This is a genomic window from Streptomyces sp. NPDC045967 (assembly GCF_056430495.1).
In genome coordinates, this window is sequence record NZ_JBWKLE010000004.1 from 24,093 (window position 1) to 40,990 (window position 16,898).

At 72.5% G+C, this 16,898-nt stretch carries 17 protein-coding genes; 8 read left to right on the forward strand and 9 right to left on the reverse strand.

Annotation, left to right across the window (positions count from 1 at the left end; translation table 11 throughout):
- Positions 1-42: 42 nt before the first annotated feature.
- On the forward strand, positions 43-1,257 hold the full coding sequence (locus tag AC07FY_RS10080; protein ID WP_479003281.1) for a LamG-like jellyroll fold domain-containing protein: 1,215 nt from the start codon (positions 43-45) through the stop codon (positions 1,255-1,257).
- A 33-nt stretch (positions 1,258-1,290) separates the two neighbouring features.
- On the opposite strand, the gene AC07FY_RS10085 is transcribed toward AC07FY_RS10080, so the two are convergent.
- Both AC07FY_RS10085 and AC07FY_RS10090 read right to left on the reverse strand, forming a co-directional pair.
- Positions 1,291-1,917: a M23 family metallopeptidase gene (locus tag AC07FY_RS10085; RefSeq protein ID WP_479003284.1), complete on the reverse strand. Its 627-nt coding sequence runs from the start codon at positions 1,915-1,917 to the stop codon at positions 1,291-1,293.
- Positions 1,918-2,330: 413 nt separating this feature from the next.
- Positions 2,331-4,856, reverse strand: a complete 2,526-nt coding sequence (locus AC07FY_RS10090; RefSeq protein WP_033219171.1) for an ATP-dependent Clp protease ATP-binding subunit — start codon at positions 4,854-4,856, stop codon at positions 2,331-2,333.
- A gap of 464 nt (positions 4,857-5,320) precedes the next feature.
- Between AC07FY_RS10090 and AC07FY_RS10095 the strand changes: the two genes are divergently transcribed.
- Positions 5,321-5,920, forward strand: coding sequence for an SCO3374 family protein (locus AC07FY_RS10095; RefSeq protein WP_479003287.1), 600 nt, complete (start codon positions 5,321-5,323; stop codon positions 5,918-5,920).
- Here AC07FY_RS10095 and AC07FY_RS10100 read toward each other — a convergent pair.
- The 7 genes from AC07FY_RS10100 to AC07FY_RS10130 all read right to left on the reverse strand — a co-directional run bounded on the left by AC07FY_RS10100 (position 5,899) and on the right by AC07FY_RS10130 (position 9,984).
- Positions 5,899-6,237, reverse strand: coding sequence for a histone-like nucleoid-structuring protein Lsr2 (locus AC07FY_RS10100; RefSeq protein WP_479003290.1), 339 nt, complete (start codon positions 6,235-6,237; stop codon positions 5,899-5,901). The genes AC07FY_RS10095 and AC07FY_RS10100 overlap by 22 nt on opposite strands.
- Positions 6,238-6,401: 164 nt before the next feature.
- Positions 6,402-6,932, reverse strand: a complete 531-nt coding sequence (locus AC07FY_RS10105) for an amino-acid N-acetyltransferase (protein ID WP_479003293.1) — start codon at positions 6,930-6,932, stop codon at positions 6,402-6,404.
- 10 nt (positions 6,933-6,942) lie between these two features.
- Positions 6,943-7,407 carry a BlaI/MecI/CopY family transcriptional regulator gene (locus AC07FY_RS10110; RefSeq protein WP_479003296.1) on the reverse strand — a complete coding sequence of 155 codons (465 nt, stop codon included), beginning with the start codon at positions 7,405-7,407 and terminating at the stop codon, positions 6,943-6,945.
- A gap of 121 nt (positions 7,408-7,528) precedes the next feature.
- Complete coding sequence (locus tag AC07FY_RS10115; protein WP_479003299.1) at positions 7,529-7,696, reverse strand: hypothetical protein; 168 nt, start codon at positions 7,694-7,696, stop codon at positions 7,529-7,531.
- A gap of 204 nt (positions 7,697-7,900) precedes the next feature.
- The gene (locus AC07FY_RS10120) at positions 7,901-8,503 is read right to left on the reverse strand and encodes a hypothetical protein (protein WP_479003302.1); all 603 of its coding nucleotides are present in this window, start codon (positions 8,501-8,503) and stop codon (positions 7,901-7,903) included.
- Between the two features lie 53 nt (positions 8,504-8,556).
- Complete coding sequence (locus tag AC07FY_RS10125) at positions 8,557-8,745, reverse strand: DUF397 domain-containing protein (RefSeq protein WP_479003305.1); 189 nt, start codon at positions 8,743-8,745, stop codon at positions 8,557-8,559.
- Between the two features lie 108 nt (positions 8,746-8,853).
- Positions 8,854-9,984 carry a threonine aldolase family protein gene (locus AC07FY_RS10130; RefSeq protein WP_479003307.1) on the reverse strand — a complete coding sequence of 377 codons (1,131 nt, stop codon included), beginning with the start codon at positions 9,982-9,984 and terminating at the stop codon, positions 8,854-8,856.
- Between the two features lie 98 nt (positions 9,985-10,082).
- Here AC07FY_RS10130 and AC07FY_RS10135 point away from each other — a divergent pair, with 98 nt between their 5' ends.
- The 6 genes from AC07FY_RS10135 to AC07FY_RS10160 all read left to right on the forward strand — a co-directional run bounded on the left by AC07FY_RS10135 (position 10,083) and on the right by AC07FY_RS10160 (position 16,792).
- The gene (locus AC07FY_RS10135; RefSeq protein WP_479003310.1) at positions 10,083-10,997 is read left to right on the forward strand and encodes a Rossmann-like and DUF2520 domain-containing protein; all 915 of its coding nucleotides are present in this window, start codon (positions 10,083-10,085) and stop codon (positions 10,995-10,997) included.
- On the forward strand, positions 10,994-11,986 hold the full coding sequence (gene panC, locus AC07FY_RS10140; RefSeq protein WP_479003313.1) for a pantoate--beta-alanine ligase: 993 nt from the start codon (positions 10,994-10,996) through the stop codon (positions 11,984-11,986). Before AC07FY_RS10135 ends, panC begins: the two co-directional genes overlap by 4 nt.
- A complete protein-coding gene (locus AC07FY_RS10145; protein WP_479003316.1) occupies positions 11,983-13,737 on the forward strand; it encodes an L-aspartate oxidase in 1,755 nt (584 codons plus the stop codon). The genes panC and AC07FY_RS10145 overlap by 4 nt, the downstream gene beginning before the upstream one ends.
- 2 nt (positions 13,738-13,739) lie before the next feature.
- Positions 13,740-14,708 (forward strand): carboxylating nicotinate-nucleotide diphosphorylase, encoded by a 969-nt coding sequence (gene nadC, locus AC07FY_RS10150; protein WP_479003319.1) that lies wholly within the window; start codon positions 13,740-13,742, stop codon positions 14,706-14,708.
- A 3-nt stretch (positions 14,709-14,711) separates the two neighbouring features.
- On the forward strand, positions 14,712-15,521 hold the full coding sequence (locus tag AC07FY_RS10155; RefSeq protein WP_479003322.1) for a type III pantothenate kinase: 810 nt from the start codon (positions 14,712-14,714) through the stop codon (positions 15,519-15,521).
- Between the two features lie 146 nt (positions 15,522-15,667).
- Complete coding sequence (locus tag AC07FY_RS10160; protein WP_479003324.1) at positions 15,668-16,792, forward strand: DUF5937 family protein; 1,125 nt, start codon at positions 15,668-15,670, stop codon at positions 16,790-16,792.
- The last annotated feature ends 106 nt before the right edge of the window (positions 16,793-16,898 follow it).

A 16,898-nucleotide genomic window follows, 5' to 3' on the forward strand; every position in this document is an offset into this window, starting at 1 on the left:
GGCCGTACGCCCCGGCAGGGCCGTGACTTAGCATCCAGTGGCATGAGCGACGGCACGAATCCACAGAGCAACCCGCAGCCCGAGCCCGCCCCGGGGAGCGGTGGCTACGGGTTCCCGCCGGGGCCCCCCGAGCAGGGCGGGTACGGCTTCCCGCCCGGCCCGTCCGTCCAGAGCGGCTACGGTTTCCCGCCCGGCCCGCACGGCCCGGCCGCGCAGGACGCCGGCGGCTACGGCTTCCCTCCCGCGGGGCAGTCGAACCCGTACCAGCCGGACGGACAGCAGCCCGACCCCTACCGGCAGGACCCCGGAGCGCAGCAGACGCCGTGGTCGCCGGCCCAGGCGGGCATACCGGGGCCGATCGGCGACCAGCCGGACTGGGAGGCCCTGGCCGACCGCTCCGCGGCGGAGCGCCGCAGGAAGCGGCTGTGGATGCTGGGCGGCGGGGTGACCGCACTGGCGCTGCTCGCCGGCGGCGGAACGTTCTTCCTGCTGGGCCGCGAGGAGGACCCGCAGGTCCCCACCGACGACCCGGCGGTCTCGGCGTCCGCCTCGCCGGGCGGCGCCTCGGGCTCGTCGGCTCCGTACTCCCCCACCGTCGAGGGCGACGCGACGCTGCTGCGCGACAGCAACGGGAAGATCGGCATCCGGCTGGGCCCCGACACGCAGATCGCACCGGTGGGCAAGCGGTTCCAGATCGTCTCGAAGGGGACGTCGAAGTCCTACGCGCAGGCCGCCGAGCCGGCCGTGGACGTGACGAAGAGCTTCTCCGTCACGGCCCGCCTCTACAACTCGGCCGCCAAGGGGTCGCGGATCGCCGTGAGCCAGGGCGACGGCGAGTCCTTCTCGTTCGAGCTGGGCATCGATCAGGTGAACGGCAAGCAGGCGTGGATCTTCCGGGTGCAGACCGGGGACAAGGGCGCCGCCGCGACCACGCAGACCGTCGTCGCCGAGGGCCTGCCCATGGTCAAGACGCCGACGACCGTGATCGGCTCCTACGACGCGGAGAAGAAGGCCATCGCCCTCTACGTGGACGGCAAGAAGGCCGGCGAGGCCGCCGTGCCCGGCATCTGGCAGGCCCCCGGCCCGCTCCAGCTGGGCCGCTCGCGCCACCACGGCATCTGGTCCGGCGCCTGGCAGGGCGGCATGCACAACATCCGGATCTACGAGACGGCGTTCTCACCCGAGCTGGCGGCCGCCTACAAGGAGGGCAAGATGCCCGCGGCGACGAAGCCCTCGCACTCCTGGCTGCTCACCTAGGCCCTGTGGTCAACGTCCTGCCTGGCCCGCGCCTCAGAGGGAGACGCCGACGGTGCGCAGGAAGGCCACCGGGTTGACGGACGAGCCGTAGTTCGGGGTGGTGCGGATCTCGAAGTGCAGGTGCGGGCCGCTGGAGTTGCCGGTGTTGCCGGACAGCGCGATCCGCTGGGCGGCGGAGACCTTCTGGCCGATCCGGACCTGGATCTTCGACAGGTGCGCGTACTGGGAGTACGTGTTGTTCGCGTGCTTGATCACGATGGCGTTGCCGTACGCGGGGCCGTCGCCGCCGCCGTTGGGGCCGGCCTTGACGACGGTGCCGGCGCCCGCGGCCTTGACGGGGGTGCCGGTCGGAACGGCGAAGTCCTGGCCGGAGTGCTTGCGCGCCCACATGGCGCCGCCCTTGCCGTAGGTGGCGGAGAGCGTGTACTTCTCGAGCGGCTTGGCCCACAGCCCCTTCTTGGCGGCTGCGGCCTTGTTCGCGGCGTCGGCGGCCTGGGCGGCCGCCTGAGCGGCGACGAGCTCGGCGGTGCCGGCGAGGGCGGTCTGCGTCGTGTCGGCGAACGCCGCGGTCGTCCCGGCCCCCAGGGCCAGCGCCGCACCGAGGGCGGTCGCGCCGACGGCGATACGGGTACGACGGGTGGTGACGCGCTTCGCGGACATGTAGGAGACCTCCGGGGCCGGGGACAAAGACGTGGTTCACGCCCGCCACGGGCATGAAGTGACCCGGCACGGTGAGGCGTGTGCCGGGCGGGCTCATCCTTGGTAACCCGGGCCCCCGTACTTCCCCAAACCTCCGCATTACTAGCCGAACTCGTAGACCTGGTGGGTGTGACGCAGTCGTTTGACCAGGCGATTACTGGGTCGCTGCGGAACAAATCGGGTGACTGGATCTACGAAAGGTTCTAGTAGGTCCGATTTGTCCTGTGCGGCTTGTCACCGCCGGAGGACCTCCGGCTCCCCCGCCCCGGGACCTTCGGCTGCCCGCGGGGTCTTCGGCGGGCACGACGAAGGGGCGGCCCCGGAACCTCTCGGTTCCGGGGCCGCCCCTTCGTACGGCTACCGCTCTGCGGCGGTCACGCGCCCTTCGACAGGTCCGGGCCGGAGCCCGTGGCCTCGATCGGGGGAAGGTCGGGCAGGGCCGACTTCTCCTCGCCGCGGAAGGTGAACTTGGCGTCCTCGCCCTCACCCTCCTTGCCGACGACCACGATGTGACCGGGGCGCAGCTCGCCGAAGAGGATCTTCTCCGACAGGATGTCCTCGATCTCGCGCTGGATGGTCCGGCGCAGCGGCCGGGCACCCAGGATCGGGTCGTAGCCGCGCTTGGCGAGCAGGAGCTTCGCGTCGCCGCTCAGCTCGATGCCCATGTCGCGGTCCTTCAGGCGCTCGTCCACCTTCGCGATCATCAGGTCGACGATCTGGATGATGTCTTCCTCGGTGAGCTGGTGGAAGACGACCGTGTCGTCGACACGGTTGAGGAACTCGGGCCGGAAGTGCTGCTTGAGCTCTTCGTTGACCTTCGCCTTCATCCGGTCGTAGCCGGTCTTGGTGTCACCCTGGGCCGCGAAGCCCAGGTTGAAGCCCTTCGAGATGTCCCGGGTACCCAGGTTGGTCGTCATGATGATGACCGTGTTCTTGAAGTCCACGACCCGGCCCTGGGAGTCGGTCAGGCGACCGTCCTCCAGGATCTGGAGAAGGGAATTGAAGATATCCGGGTGGGCCTTCTCGACCTCGTCGAAGAGGACGACGGAGAACGGCTTGCGGCGCACCTTCTCGGTGAGCTGGCCGCCCTCTTCGTAGCCCACGTAGCCGGGGGGCGAACCGAAGAGGCGGGAAACCGTGTGCTTCTCGCTGAACTCCGACATGTCGAGGGAGATCAGCGCGTCCTCGTCACCGAAGAGGAATTCGGCGAGCGTCTTGGAGAGCTCGGTCTTACCGACACCGGACGGGCCGGCGAAGATGAACGAGCCACCCGGGCGCTTCGGGTCCTTCAGACCCGCACGGGTACGGCGGATCGCCTGGGAGAGCGCCTTGATGGCGTCCTTCTGGCCGATGACCCGACGGTGGAGCTCGTCCTCCATGCGGAGCAGACGCGAGGACTCCTCCTCGGTGAGCTTGAAGACGGGAATGCCGGTCGCGGTCGCGAGGACCTCGGCGATGAGCTCGCCGTCGACCTCGGCGACGACGTCCATGTCGCCGGCCTTCCATTCCTTCTCGCGCTTGGTCTTCGCCGCCAGCAGCTGCTTCTCCTTGTCACGGAGAGACGCCGCCTTCTCGAAGTCCTGGGAGTCGATGGCCGACTCCTTGTCGCGGCGCACGCCCGCGATCTTCTCGTCGAACTCGCGGAGGTCCGGCGGGGCGGTCATCCGGCGGATGCGCATCCGGGAGCCGGCCTCGTCGATCAGGTCGATCGCCTTGTCCGGCAGGAAGCGGTCCGAGATGTACCGGTCCGCCAGCGTCGCCGCCTGGACGAGGGCCTCGTCCGTGATGGAGACGCGGTGGTGGGCCTCGTAGCGGTCGCGCAGGCCCTTGAGGATCTCGATCGTGTGGGGGAGGGAAGGCTCCGCCACCTGGATCGGCTGGAAGCGGCGCTCGAGGGCCGCGTCCTTCTCGAGGTGCTTGCGGTACTCGTCGAGCGTCGTGGCACCGATGGTCTGGAGCTCACCACGGGCCAGCATGGGCTTGAGGATGCTCGCGGCGTCGATCGCGCCCTCGGCGGCGCCCGCACCCACCAGGGTGTGGAGCTCGTCGATGAACAGGATGATGTCGCCGCGGGTGCGGATCTCCTTGAGCACCTTCTTCAGGCGCTCCTCGAAGTCACCGCGGTAGCGGGAACCGGCGACCAGGGCGCCGAGGTCAAGCGTGTAGAGGTGCTTGTCCTTGAGGGTCTCGGGGACCTCGCCCTTGACGATCGCCTGCGCCAGGCCCTCGACGACGGCGGTCTTGCCGACGCCGGGCTCGCCGATGAGGACCGGGTTGTTCTTCGTACGGCGGGACAGCACCTGCATGACCCGCTCGATCTCCTTCTCGCGCCCGATGACCGGGTCGAGCTTGGATTCGCGGGCCGCCTGGGTGAGGTTGCGGCCGAACTGGTCCAGGACGAGCGAGGTCGAGGGCGTGCCCTCGGCCGGGCCGCCGGCCGTGGCCGACTCCTTGCCTCCGCCGGTGTAGCCGGAGAGCAGCTGGATGACCTGCTGCCGGACCCGGTTGAGATCGGCGCCCAGCTTCACGAGGACCTGGGCGGCGACGCCCTCGCCCTCGCGGATCAGGCCGAGCAGGATGTGCTCGGTGCCGATGTAGTTGTGGCCGAGCTGGAGGGCCTCTCGGAGCGACAGCTCCAGGACCTTCTTCGCCCGCGGGGTGAAGGGGATGTGCCCGGACGGGGCCTGCTGGCCCTGGCCGATGATCTCCTCAACCTGCTGGCGAACAGCCTCGAGCGAAATCCCGAGGCTCTCCAGGGCCTTAGCGGCGACACCCTCACCCTCGTGGATCAAGCCCAGGAGGATGTGCTCGGTGCCGATGTAGTTGTGGTTGAGCATCCGGGCTTCTTCCTGAGCCAGGACGACAACCCGCCGCGCACGGTCGGTGAACCTCTCGAACATCGTTTATCGCTCCTCAGAGCGGTCGGGCAGTTCGGGGTCGGTCCCCGCCCTGTCCTTCCGCATGCTAGTCCCGCGGGGCGGGACAGCTCATTCCAACTGCCGACATCCGTCCGCGGCTCACCCCCGCATCCGCGGGGAAAACCGGCCCGAAGAGCCGACAACTGCTCCAACCCGATGGTGCGAGACGATGTTCCCGCAGGCCAGGCAGATACCCGTCCTGCGTGTACGCCGATGGCGAACGGACGCCGTTCAAATCAGCGTGTCGCCCCGCTCCACTAGGAATGTCTTACCCGCCGGGACTGACACTCCATGCCCGCGCCGTCGCTTCCCTCCGCTAAGGGCGAACACAGTTCCGTCCCGAATGTGGGACTCCGCCCCTGCGGTGTTTACGTTCCGCAATGGACCGCGTGCCCTGGGTCACAGGAGGCCGTAACCCGGGCGCCCGCCGGGAGGTTGCTCAGGGCATGGCCCCCAGCACCGTCGCAGCCGCCGCCGTCCCGCTGCCCCGCCTTCCGGCCGAGGAGGCCGGTCGGTGCGTGCCCGCCGCGGGTGACCACGCCTCCTGGTACGAGCGCGTGCTCGGCTGGCCGGTCACGGAGGGTCCCCCGGTCCAGCTCGCCACCGGGTCCCGGTTCGACGTCCTGGAGCTGCCGTCCGATGCGGGGACGGCGCTCCTGCGCAGGCCGGTCGACACGGGCCCGGTCGCCCTCACGGGGCGCAGGATGCGGTTCCTGGTGGCGCCGGGGAGCGCGGAGGAACTCGAGGGGCTGCTGGACTGGCTGGAGTGGGGCGGGATCGCCCTGGACCTCACGGCCCTGGGCCCGGGCGGCCGGATCGCCGCCCCCGCTCCCCCGGGGCCGCCGCCCCGCCCCCGGGAGGCCGCCGTGTGGCTGCGGCCCCCCGAGCAGGGGTGCGAGGCACTGCTGCCCGCCCTGCCGGGTTCACCCGGGCCCGGCCACGGGCCCGACCTCGTGCGCCTGGTGGCGGCAGCGGCGACGGAATGCCACCGTGCGCGCCTCAGGCGCGGTGCCGAGCGGTGCGGTCAGCCCTTGGCCTTCTCGTAGGCCTCGCGGATCTCGGCCGGGACGCGGCCGCGGTCGTTCACGTTGTAACCGTTCTCCTTCGCCCACGCGCGGATCTCCGCGGTGTCGGGGTTGCCGGTCCCGGTCGAGGCACGGCCCTTGGCACGGGCCGCGGTCGCGCGCCCACCGGTACGGCGGCCGCCCTTGGTGTACGGGTCGAGCAGACCGCGGAGCTTTTCAGCGTTGGCGGTGGTGAGGTCGATCTCGTAGGTCTTGCCGTCCAGAGCGAACGTCACCGTCTCGTCCGCCTCGCCGCCGTCGAGGTCGTCGACAAGAAGGACCTGAACCTTCTGTGCCACCGGGATTTCCTTTCATCGAAAAGCAGTACGCGGAAAGGAAACCGCTTTTGCCTGGAAAACACAAACCCCCGGGGAGAGGTTCAGGACCGCATCGGGGCGGGAAACGTGCGCGATTCGGACATAGGCCACAGGTGCGCGGAGCACCGGAAAAGCCGGGGCTCCGATCAGAGGTGCAGAAGCATCCGGCTGTTGCCCAAGGTGTTCGGCTTCACCCGTTCGAGACCGAGGAACTCGGCGACGCCCTCGTCATAGGAACGCAGGAGCTCCATGTAGACATCGGTGTCGACCGGGGTCTCGCCGATCTCGACGAAGCCGTGCTTCGCGAAGAAGTCCACTTCGAAGGTCAGGCAGAAAACCCGGCTCACCCCGAGCTCGCGGGCCGTCCGCAACAACTGCGCGAGCACCAGATGGCCGACGCCGGCGCCCTTGAGGCCGCGGTCGACGGCGAGAGTGCGTACTTCGGCGAGGTCTTCCCACATCACGTGGAGAGCGCCGCAGCCGACCACCTGGCGGTCGGACTCGCGTTCCGCGACCCAGAACTCCTGGATGTCCTCGTAAAGGACGACCGGTGCTTTGTCGAGCAGGATCCGCTGCTGCACGTACTGGTCGAGCAGGCGGCGCAGCGCGGGAACATCACCGGTGCGGGCACGGCGGATCGTCACTGTTTCTGCGTGTGCAGAGGAAAACTCTCCCATGGGCCGGACGCTATCGTCCCGGCTCCCGCCCAGGCCCGCCGGTCTCCCCCGCCGCGGGGCCCTGACCGGGCGGCGGGGCGGCTTCGGCCGCCTCCGCGGCTTCCGCCGCCTCGTCGTCGTGCTGGACGATCCGGACGGCGTCCCGGAGGGCCTCGCGCTGTTCGGCGGACATCATCCCGAAGAAGGCGACGAGGGCCGCGGCCGGGTTGTCACTGGTCGACCACGCCTCGTTCATCAGCGCGGCCGAGTACGCGGCGCGGGTGGAGACCGCCGTATATCGATAGGCGCGGCCTTCCGCTTCCCGGCGGACCCAGCCCTTCTGATGGAGATTGTCCATAACGGTCATGACCGTGGTGTATGCGATGGACCGTTCCTGCTGGAGGTCTTCCAGCACTTCCCGGACGGTGACCGGGCGGTTCCACTGCCACACCCGCGTCATGACGGCGTCTTCGAGTTCTCCCAAGGGCCGAGGCACACCAGCACGATAGTGCGGCTTGTGGGTAATTGCCCACTATTCGCCCGGCAACGCGCGACAAAAACCGGGGCCCCATGGGGACCCCGGACGGAGCCGGCGGGCGGGCGGGCCGGGAAACGCCTCAGGGGCGGTTCTGCCGGGCGGCCTCGGCGCGGGCGAGCACGGCGTCGACCGCCTCGTCCTCCTTGGCCTTGTTGGCGCCGCCCTGGGACTTCACGATCGTCACGACGAGACCGATGAAGAACGCGGCCATCACGAAGGGGGGCACGAGCGCGGAGACGTAGTCCATGCCCCTCAGCGTAGCCAGTGCCGCGGCCGGAATGGTCTGCCGGGTCGCGGTGCCCGGTGCACGGTGCATCGCAAGGCGGAGGGCCGCGGCTCGTACTGGACGTACTCGTGCGGTCCGACGACGCGGCGGGGTGCCGTGACCGGGGGCACCTCCCAGTGGTGGCCGGGGGAGCGCCGCGACGCGGTGCACCGTTCGGTCACCGCACTAGCCGACGGCCCGGTCCTCGCCGGGGGGCGGGGTGGGCTTGCGGCGCGGCGGGAAGACCTCGCCGGGGGTGGGGACCGGCCGCGGGGGGCGCTCGGGCTGCTGCGGCTCCGGTTCGCCCGGCCGCGGCTTCGGCCCCGGTGCGGGCTCCTCCCGGCCTCCCGCCAGGGCCAGGAGCCTGGTCCGCGGGGCGGGGGCGGTCGACAGCCGGCGGCGCACGGAGCGCTCCGCGACGGCCTGGGCCCGGTCGAGCAGCGCGGCGGCGACCGGGTTGGCCCGCAGGGCGCGCAGGGCGGCCAGGTCGTCGGCAGCGGGCTCGTAGCCGGCCGCCAGGGCGTCCTGGAGCAGTTCCAGGTAGCCCGGGAGGCTGCCGGGCAGAGCGGCCCGGTAGCGGGCCAGGTCCTCCAGGAGGAAGGCTCTGAGCCGGGCCGCCTCCTGGACCACGTCGTCCACCGACTGGGCGAGGCGCAGGCAGTCCTGGACCTCGGAGGCCCGCAGGGGGACCGGGGAGGACTGGAGGGCGTGGGCGAGCGAGCGCCTGAGCACGTGCAGCTCGGCGGCGCTGAACGCCATGCCGCCGCGGGATCCGTAGGGCGTGGGCATGGGCCGACGATACGCGCTAATCGGACAAAATCCCCTGCGGCGCGGCCGGTCGCTCAGCCGTTCTCCTTGACGGCGGCCAGGAAATCGGCCCAGGCCGCCTGGGTCGTGGCGAGCACCAGGTGCGCGGGATCGGCGCGGTCCGCGACGCGCACGAGCGTGCCGGGGGCGGCGAAGACGTAGACGCAGGCGTCCTCCTCCTCGCCGCAGAACGAGGACTTCTGCCACACGGGCCGAGCGGTCATGGTCTCTCCTCGCGGGGTGTTCCGGTGAGGGGACGGTATCGCCGCGACCGGCCCCCGCCGGTGACTTTCCCGCAATTCGGCGATTCCCCGGTTCCCGCCGGGGCCCCTTCACAGGCGGTCGGTGAACTCCGCCACGGCCTCGGCGACCTCCTTCCCGGTCCAGGTCAGACCCGGCTGCGTGACCTCGACCTCGGTGACCGACAGGCCGGGGACGGGCCCGGCGGACCAGCGGCGGAACAGCACCCGGCCGGTCTCCCGGGCGACGCGCACCGACGCCTCCGTCAGGCGGTCCGGGTCGTGGGGGAGCCAGACCTGGAACTGGTGGGTGTGCGGGACCTGCGGATGGATCCGGAACCACGGGATCCCGGCCCGCGCGAAGGCCGGCCCCAGCGCCGCCGCCACCTCCCGCGCCTGCGCCACGTACGACGGCAGCCGCGGCAGCTCCCGCTCCAGCCCGGCCAGCGCGGCCAGGGCCTGCGGGAACTGGCGGAAGACCTGGCCGCCGTACCGGTGGCGCCAGACCCGGGCCTCCTCCACGAACGCCTCCGGCCCGGCCAGCGCCGCCCCGCTCAGGCCGCCGAGCGACTTGTAGAACGAGACGTAGACCGAGTCCGCGAGCCCCGCGATCTCCGGCAGCGTGCGCCCGAAGTGCACGGTGGTCTCCCACAGCCGCGCCCCGTCGAAGTGGACGACCGCCTCCCGCTCCCGCGCCGCGTCGGTCAGCGCCCGCAGCTCCTCCCAGCCGGGCAGGACGAAGCCCGCGTCCCGCAGGGGGAGCTCCAGCACCAGCGTGCCGAACGGCTCCGCGAGCGCCGCGACCTCGCCGGCCGTCGGCTGGCGGTCCTCCGTGGTCGGGTGCACCGTCCGCAGCCCGGAGACGGCCGACAGCGCGCCGCCCTCCCACCGCTCGAGGTGGCTCGAGGGGTGCAGCGCCACCACCGGGTTCCCCGTCCGCCCGGCCCAGCAGCGCAGGGCGACCTGCTGCGCCATGGTCCCGCTGGGGAAGAAGGCCGCGTCCTGCGTGCCCAGCAGCTCCGCGACGCGCCGTTCCAGTGCGGCGACCACGCCGTCCCCGTAGACGTCGGCCGGCTGGTCCGTGTCGTACGGGGCTTCGGCCAGGGGCGCCAGCAGCTCCGCCACGGTGGCGTCCCGCAGGGAGCGCGACAGCGTCCGCCCGGCTCCCCGCCATACGGACGCCTGCCGCATCTCCCGCTCGGTGTCCTCGTCGTCCTCGCTCATGGCTCACGATCATCGCCGACCGGGCGGGGGCCCAGGAGCTAGCATGGCGACGTATCGTCCGGTACCCCCCGCGGACTGGAACGGAAGGCCCTCCCCGCGTGAATTCCTCACAGCAGCCACGCCCTGCCCGGCTGGCGGTCGGCGTCGTCGGAGCCGGCCGGGTCGGCCCCGCGCTGGCCCGCGCGCTCCAGCAGGCCGGGCACCGCCCGATCGCCGTGTCCGGCGTCTCCGACGCCTCGGTGCGCCGCGCCGCGCGGATGCTGCCCGACGTCCCCCTCGTCCCGCCGGCACAGGTGTTCGAGAACGCCGATCTGGTCCTCCTCACCGTGCCGGACGACGCGCTGCCCTCCCTGGTCGAGGGGCTCGCCGAGACCGGCGCGATCCGGCCCGGGCAGCTCCTGGTCCACACCTCCGGCCGCTACGGCACCGCCGTCCTCGACCCGGCGCGCCGCGCGGGCGCCCTGCCGCTGGCCCTGCACCCGGCGATGACCTTCACCGGCACCGAGGTCGACGTGCAGCGGCTGGCCGGCTGCTCCTTCGGCGTCACCGCCCCCGAGGAGTTGCGGCTCGCGGCCGAAGCGCTGGTCATCGAGATGGGCGGGGAGCCGGAGTGGATCGCGGAGGAGAACCGCCCGCTCTACCACGCGGCCCTCGCGCTGGGCTCGAACCACCTGGTCACCCTGGTCGCCCAGGCCATGGAACTGCTGGGCACGGCCGGGGTGGCGCACCCCGCCCGCATGCTCGGCCCGCTGCTCGGCGCGGCCCTCGACAACGCGCTGCGCTCCGGGGACGCCGCACTGACCGGCCCGGTGGCCCGCGGCGACGCCGGCACGGTCGCCGCGCACGTCTCGGAACTGCGCAAGCACGCGCCCGGCACCGTCGCCGGGTACCTGGCGATGGCCCGCAGCACCGCCGACCGGGCCCTCGCGCACGGCCTGCTCAAGCCGGAGCTCGCCGAGGACCTGCTCGGCGTCCTCGCCGACACGGACGCGGAAGGGGGCACCGCCCCGTGAGCGGTCTGCTGCTCGACACCGCCGAAGAGCTGCGCGCCCTCCCGCGCGCAGGCCGCCGGGCCGTGGTGATGACCATGGGCGCCCTGCACGAGGGCCATGCCACGCTGATCCGCTCGGCCCGGCAGCTGGCCGGGCCGCAGGGTCAGGTCGTGGTCACCGTGTTCGTCAACCCCCTTCAGTTCGGGGCGAACGAGGACCTGGACCGCTACCCGCGCACCCTCGACGCCGACCTCGCCCTCGCGCGAGCGGCGGGCGCCGACGCGGTGTTCGCCCCGGCCGTCGCGGAGGTCTACCCCGGCGGCGACCCGCAGGTGCGGATCAGCGCCGGCCCGATGGGCGAGCGCCTCGAAGGCGCCACCCGCCCGGGCCACTTCGACGGCATGCTGACCGTCGTCGCCAAGCTGCTCCACCTCACCCAGCCCGACCTGGCCCTCTTCGGCCAGAAGGACGCGCAGCAACTGGCGCTGATCCGGCGCATGGTGACCGACCTGAACTTCCCCGTGGAGGTGGTCGGCGTCCCGACCGTCCGCGAGGAGGACGGGCTCGCGCTGTCCTCCCGCAACCGCTACCTCTCCCCCGCCGAGCGGCGCACCGCCCTGGCCCTGTCCCGCGCCCTGTTCGCCGGACAGGACCGGCTCGCCGCGCAGGCCGCGCTGCGGGCCCGCGCGGAGGCCGCCCCGGCCAGCGACGAGCGCGCCACGGCCCTGGCCCGCCTCGGCGAGATCCGCGCCTCCGCCGACGCGCACGCCGTCTCGGCGGCCGGCTGCGGGCTGCCGGACGCCGTACGGGCCGCCGCGGGGCACGTCCTGGAGGAGGCCGGCCGGCACGACCCGCCGCTCGTGCTGGACTACCTGGCGCTGGTGGACCCGCAGGACTTCACCGAGGCCGGACCCGGGTTCACCGGGCAGGCCGTCCTGGCCGTCGCCGCGAAGGTGGGCACGACCCGGCTGATCGACAACATCCCACTGGAATTCGGAGCACACTCGTGAGCACCCCAGGCAGAGGCCTCCCCCCGGGCGGCACGGGCGCGGGCACCGGCATACGGCTGCACGCCCCCGCCCCCGGCTGGGCCCTCGACGCCGACGTCGTGGTCGTCGGATCCGGTGTCGCCGGGCTCACCGCGGCGCTGCGCTGCGCCGCCGCCGGCCGCCGTACGGTCGTGGTCACCAAGGCCCGGCTCGACGACGGCTCGACCCGCTGGGCGCAGGGCGGCATCGCCGCGGCGCTCGGCGAGGGCGACACACCCGAGCAGCACCTGGACGACACGCTGGTCGCCGGCGCGGGCCTGTGCGACGAGGCGGCCGTACGGCTGCTCGTCACCGAAGGGCCGGACGCGGTACGGCGGCTGATGGCCACGGGCGCCGTCTTCGACACCTCCGCGGAGACCGGCGAGATAGAACTGACCCGCGAGGGCGGCCACCACCGGCGCCGCATCGCGCACGCGGGCGGTGACGCCACCGGCGCCGAGATCTCCCGGGCCCTCGTCGAAGCCGTGCAGGCCGCGGGGATCCGCACCGTCGAGAACGCGCTCGTCCTGGACCTGCTCCAGGACGCGGAGGGCCGGACCGCCGGCGTCACGCTGCACGTGATGGGCGAGGGCCAGCACGACGGCGTCGGCGCCGTCCACGCCCCCGCCGTGATCCTCGCGACCGGCGGCATGGGCCAGGTCTTCTCCGCGACCACGAACCCCTCGGTCTCCACCGGCGACGGCGTGGCGCTCGCGCTGCGCGCCGGGGCCGAGGTCTCGGACCTGGAGTTCGTGCAGTTCCACCCCACCGTGCTGTTCCTCGGCCCGGACGCCGAGGGCCAGCAGCCGCTCGTCTCGGAGGCGGTCCGCGGCGAGGGCGCGCACCTCGTCGACGCGGACGGCGTGCGCTTCATGGTCGGCGCGCACGAGCTCGCCGAGCTCGCCCCGCGCGACATCGTCGCCAAGGGCATCATGCGCCGCATGCAGGAGCAGGGCGCGCAGCACATGTACCTCGACGCCCGGCACTTCGGCGCCGAGATGTGGGAGCAGCGCTTCCCGACCATCCTCGCCGCCTGCCGGGCGCACGGCATCGACCCGGTGACCGAGCCGGTCCCGGTCGCGCCCGCCGCGCACTACGCCTCCGGCGGCGTGCGGACCGACCTGCACGGCCGCACCACCGTCCCCGGCCTGTACGCCTGCGGCGAGGTCGCCTGCACCGGCGTGCACGGCGCGAACCGGCTGGCCTCCAACTCCCTGCTGGAGGGCCTGGTCTTCGCCGAGCGCATCGCCGACGACATCGCCGCGCAGGCCCGCACCGGCAACGGCCCCGGCATCCCGGTGCCCTCGACCGGTCCGCTGCAGCCCGCCGAGGCGCGGTACGAGATCCAGCGGATCATGACGAACGGCGCGGGCGTGCTGCGCTCGGCCGCGTCGCTGGACACCGCCGCCGAGGCGCTCGAAGCGCTGTACGCCACCGCCCTGAACGACCTGGAAGCGCACGGCAAGACGGCCGAACCGGGGGTGGACACCTGGGAGGCGACGAACCTGCTGTGCGTGGCCCGGGTGCTGGTCGCCGCCGCGCAGCGGCGCGTGGAGACCCGCGGCTGCCACTGGCGCGAGGACCACCCGGACCGGGACGATGCCGCCTGGCGCCGCCATCTCGTCGTCCGCCTGTCCGCGACGCGCAAGCGCGCCCTGGTGGTCGCCCCCACCGACTCCGCGGACTTCCCGTCCGTGCACGTCCCCTTGAGCACCCCGAGCCTGGAGCAGTGACCGTGAGCACCCCCGAACTTCCCCTGATCGACCAGAACGACGGCGGCTGCGGCGACGACTGCGCCTGCGGCGACGGCGAGGAGACCGGCCTGGACCCGGCGCTGGCCCAGCTGCTGGCGGACGCGGGACTGGACCCCGTGGAGGTCGAGGACATCGCCCACATGGCGCTCTCCGAGGACCTGGACGGCGGGGTGGACGTCACCACCGTCGCCACGGTGCCCGAGGAAGCGGAGGCCGTGGCCGACTTCGTCGCCCGCGAGGCCGGCGTCGTGGCCGGCCTGCGCGTCGCCGAGGCCGTGTTCTCCGTGGTCTGCACCGAGGCGTTCGAGGTGGAGCGGCACGCGGAGGACGGCGACAGCGTCGAGGCCGGGCAGCTGCTGCTGTCCGTCCGCGCGCGCACCCGGGACCTGCTGACCGGTGAGCGCAGCGCGCTGAACATCCTGTGCCGCCTGTCGGGCATCGCGACGGCCACCCGCCGCTGGGCGCAGGTGCTGGAGGGCACGGGGGCGAAGGTCCGCGACACCCGCAAGACCACCCCGGGGCTGCGCTCGCTGGAGAAGTACGCGGTGCGCTGCGGCGGCGGCGTCAACCACCGCATGTCCCTGTCGGACGCGGCGCTGGTGAAGGACAACCACGTGGTGGCCGCCGGCGGCGTCGCCCAGGCGTTCAAGGCCGTACGGGACGCCTTCCCGGACGTACCCGTGGAGATCGAGGTCGACACCCTGGAGCAGATCGGCGAGGTCCTGGAAGCGGGCGCCGACCTGATCCTGCTGGACAACTTCACCGTCGCGCAGACCGCCGAGGCCGTGGCCCTGGTGGCCGGCCGCGCGGTGCTGGAGTCCTCGGGCCGCCTGACGCTGGACACCGCGCGGGCGTACGCCGAGACCGGCGTGGACTACCTGGCGGTCGGCGGGCTGACCCACTCCTCGCCCATCCTGGACATCGGCCTCGACCTGCGCGAGGCGGTGTAACCCGTGCTCCTCACCATCGACGTGGGCAACACCCATACGGTCCTCGGCCTGTTCGACGGTGACGAGATCGTCGAGCACTGGCGCATCTCGACCGACCCGCGCCGCACCGCCGACGAGATGGCGGTGCTGATGCAGGGGCTGATGGGCATGCACCCGATGCTCGGCAGCGAGCTGGGCGACGGGATCCACGGCATCGCGATCTGCTCGACGGTGCCGTCGGTCCTGCACGAGCTGCGCGAGGTCACCCGGCGGTACTACGGTGACGTCCCGGCGGTGCTGGTGGAGCCGGGCATCAGGACCGGGGTGCCGATCCTCATGGACAACCCGAAGGAGGTCGGCGCGGACCGCATCATCAACGCGGTAGCGGCCGTCGAGCTCTACGGGGGTCCGGCGATCGTGGTCGACTTCGGCACGGCGACCACCTTCGACGCGGTGTCCGCGAAGGGCGAGTACGTGGGCGGGGTGATCTCCCCGGGCATCGAGATCTCGATGGAGGCGCTCGGCGTCCGCGGCGCCCAGCTGCGGAAGATCGAGCTGGCCCGCCCGCGCAACGTGATCGGCAAGTCCACCGTCGAGGCGATGCAGTCGGGCGTGGTCTACGGTTTCGCCGGCCAGGTCGACGGGGTCGTGGGCCGGATGGCCAAGGAACTGGCCGGCCCGAACGGCGACCCGGACGACGTGCGGGTCATCGCCACCGGCGGCCTGGCCCCGATGGTGCTGGGCGAGTCCTCGGTGATCGACGACCACGAGCCCTGGCTGACGCTGATCGGCCTGCGGCTGGTGTACGAGCGCAACGCCCCGAACTTCGAGTAGCGCGACGCCCCGGCTTCACCGGCCCGGACCGGTGGAGCGGGGCCGACCGGTGGAACGGAGCCGGTGGAGCGGAGCCCACCAGCGGGGCCGTGGCCGCCAGCGGAGCCGGGACCGCCGGTGGGAACGGCAGCGCACAGAATGGCCCGATGAGCGTCACCATCGACATCGCCGGCCTCCCCGCGGAGCACATCCACTTCACGCCCTCGCCCCTCGCCGAGCTCTGCATGGCCCTGCACGCGCTCTCCCAGCCCGCCCACCACCCCCGGCTCGCCTCCTGGAGCGCCGCCACCGCCGCCTCGCTCGATCCGTGCCTCGCGGACCGGCTGCTGGAGGCCGGGTTCATGTGGCGCAGCTCCTTCGCCGACATCTTCATGCCGTTCGCCGGGGTCCCCGGCGGGACCGGCCTGCCCGGCGCCACCCTGGCCGAGGAACTCGACGTACTCGACCGGATGGACGACGAGCGGTTCGTGACGGCCGCCCTCGAACACTGCCGGCTCGCCGCCTACAACGACGGCGGCGACCCCTCCCCCCTCACGGATCCGTCGAGCCGTGCCAGGGCGCTGGAGGCGGCCGCCGCCCGCGGCCCCCGCCAGCTGGCCTTCTCCCTCCGGCTGCTGGACGACACCGCCGCCGTACGGGTGTGGATGCGACGGCTGGTCGAGGACTGCGACGCGGCCTTCTTCGCCGAGACCTGGAAGCGCGTCGAGCCCGCGCAGAGCGCCGACGCCCGGCACAAGACCGAGCTGCTGCGCCGCAAGGGGCTGGCGGCGGCGCTCGGGGAGGTCTCGACCGCCCTCGGTGTCGACGCGGACCGCACCACCATCACCGCCGACAAGATGGTGGACGGCTCGACGACCGCCACCGACCCCCGGACCGGCACCGGGCTGGTCTTCATACCGACCCACTTCGGCTGGCCGCACCTGCTGGTGCTGCACGCCCCGGGCTGGCGCCCGGTGGTGCACTACCCGCTCGACACCCCCGGACCGGCCTCCGCGCCCGGGTCGGTGGAGCTGCTCCGGCGGCGCATGGAGGCGCTGGCCCACCCCGTACGGATGATGCTGTGCCGGAGCCTGGCCCGAGCCCCGCACACCACGGGCGAGCTCGCCACCGTGCACGGGATCACCGCCCCGGAGGTGTCACGCCACCTGGCCGTCCTGAAAAGGGCCGGTCTGATCGATACGCGGCGTCAAGGGCGGTATGCCCAGCATCAGTTGGATCTGCCGGCAGTCGCCCGCATCGGCTCGGACTTCATCGAGGGCATCCTGCGCTAGGCCAATTCGCCGATATCCGGATTTCATGAACCGGAATCAGTTGAAAGTCTGGTCACGGCGGCTCCTCGCCGCTTAACGTGCGTCCACCGTTTGGCCCTGCTCGCAT

Excerpts from the sequence above, each read along its gene's own strand:
- AC07FY_RS10080 (WP_479003281.1), top strand. The coding sequence starts at position 43 with ATGAGCGACGGCACGAATCCACAGAGCAACCCGCAGCCCGAGCCCGCC.
- AC07FY_RS10085 (WP_479003284.1), bottom strand. The coding sequence starts at position 1,917 with ATGTCCGCGAAGCGCGTCACCACCCGTCGTACCCGTATCGCCGTCGGC.
- AC07FY_RS10090 (WP_033219171.1), bottom strand. The coding sequence starts at position 4,856 with ATGTTCGAGAGGTTCACCGACCGTGCGCGGCGGGTTGTCGTCCTGGCT.
- AC07FY_RS10095 (WP_479003287.1), top strand. The coding sequence starts at position 5,321 with ATGGCCCCCAGCACCGTCGCAGCCGCCGCCGTCCCGCTGCCCCGCCTT.
- AC07FY_RS10105 (WP_479003293.1), bottom strand. The coding sequence starts at position 6,932 with ATGGGAGAGTTTTCCTCTGCACACGCAGAAACAGTGACGATCCGCCGT.
- AC07FY_RS10115 (WP_479003299.1), bottom strand. The coding sequence starts at position 7,696 with ATGGACTACGTCTCCGCGCTCGTGCCCCCCTTCGTGATGGCCGCGTTC.
- AC07FY_RS10120 (WP_479003302.1), bottom strand. The coding sequence starts at position 8,503 with ATGCCCACGCCCTACGGATCCCGCGGCGGCATGGCGTTCAGCGCCGCC.
- AC07FY_RS10125 (WP_479003305.1), bottom strand. The coding sequence starts at position 8,745 with ATGACCGCTCGGCCCGTGTGGCAGAAGTCCTCGTTCTGCGGCGAGGAG.
- AC07FY_RS10130 (WP_479003307.1), bottom strand. The coding sequence starts at position 9,984 with ATGAGCGAGGACGACGAGGACACCGAGCGGGAGATGCGGCAGGCGTCC.
- AC07FY_RS10160 (WP_479003324.1), top strand. The coding sequence starts at position 15,668 with ATGAGCGTCACCATCGACATCGCCGGCCTCCCCGCGGAGCACATCCAC.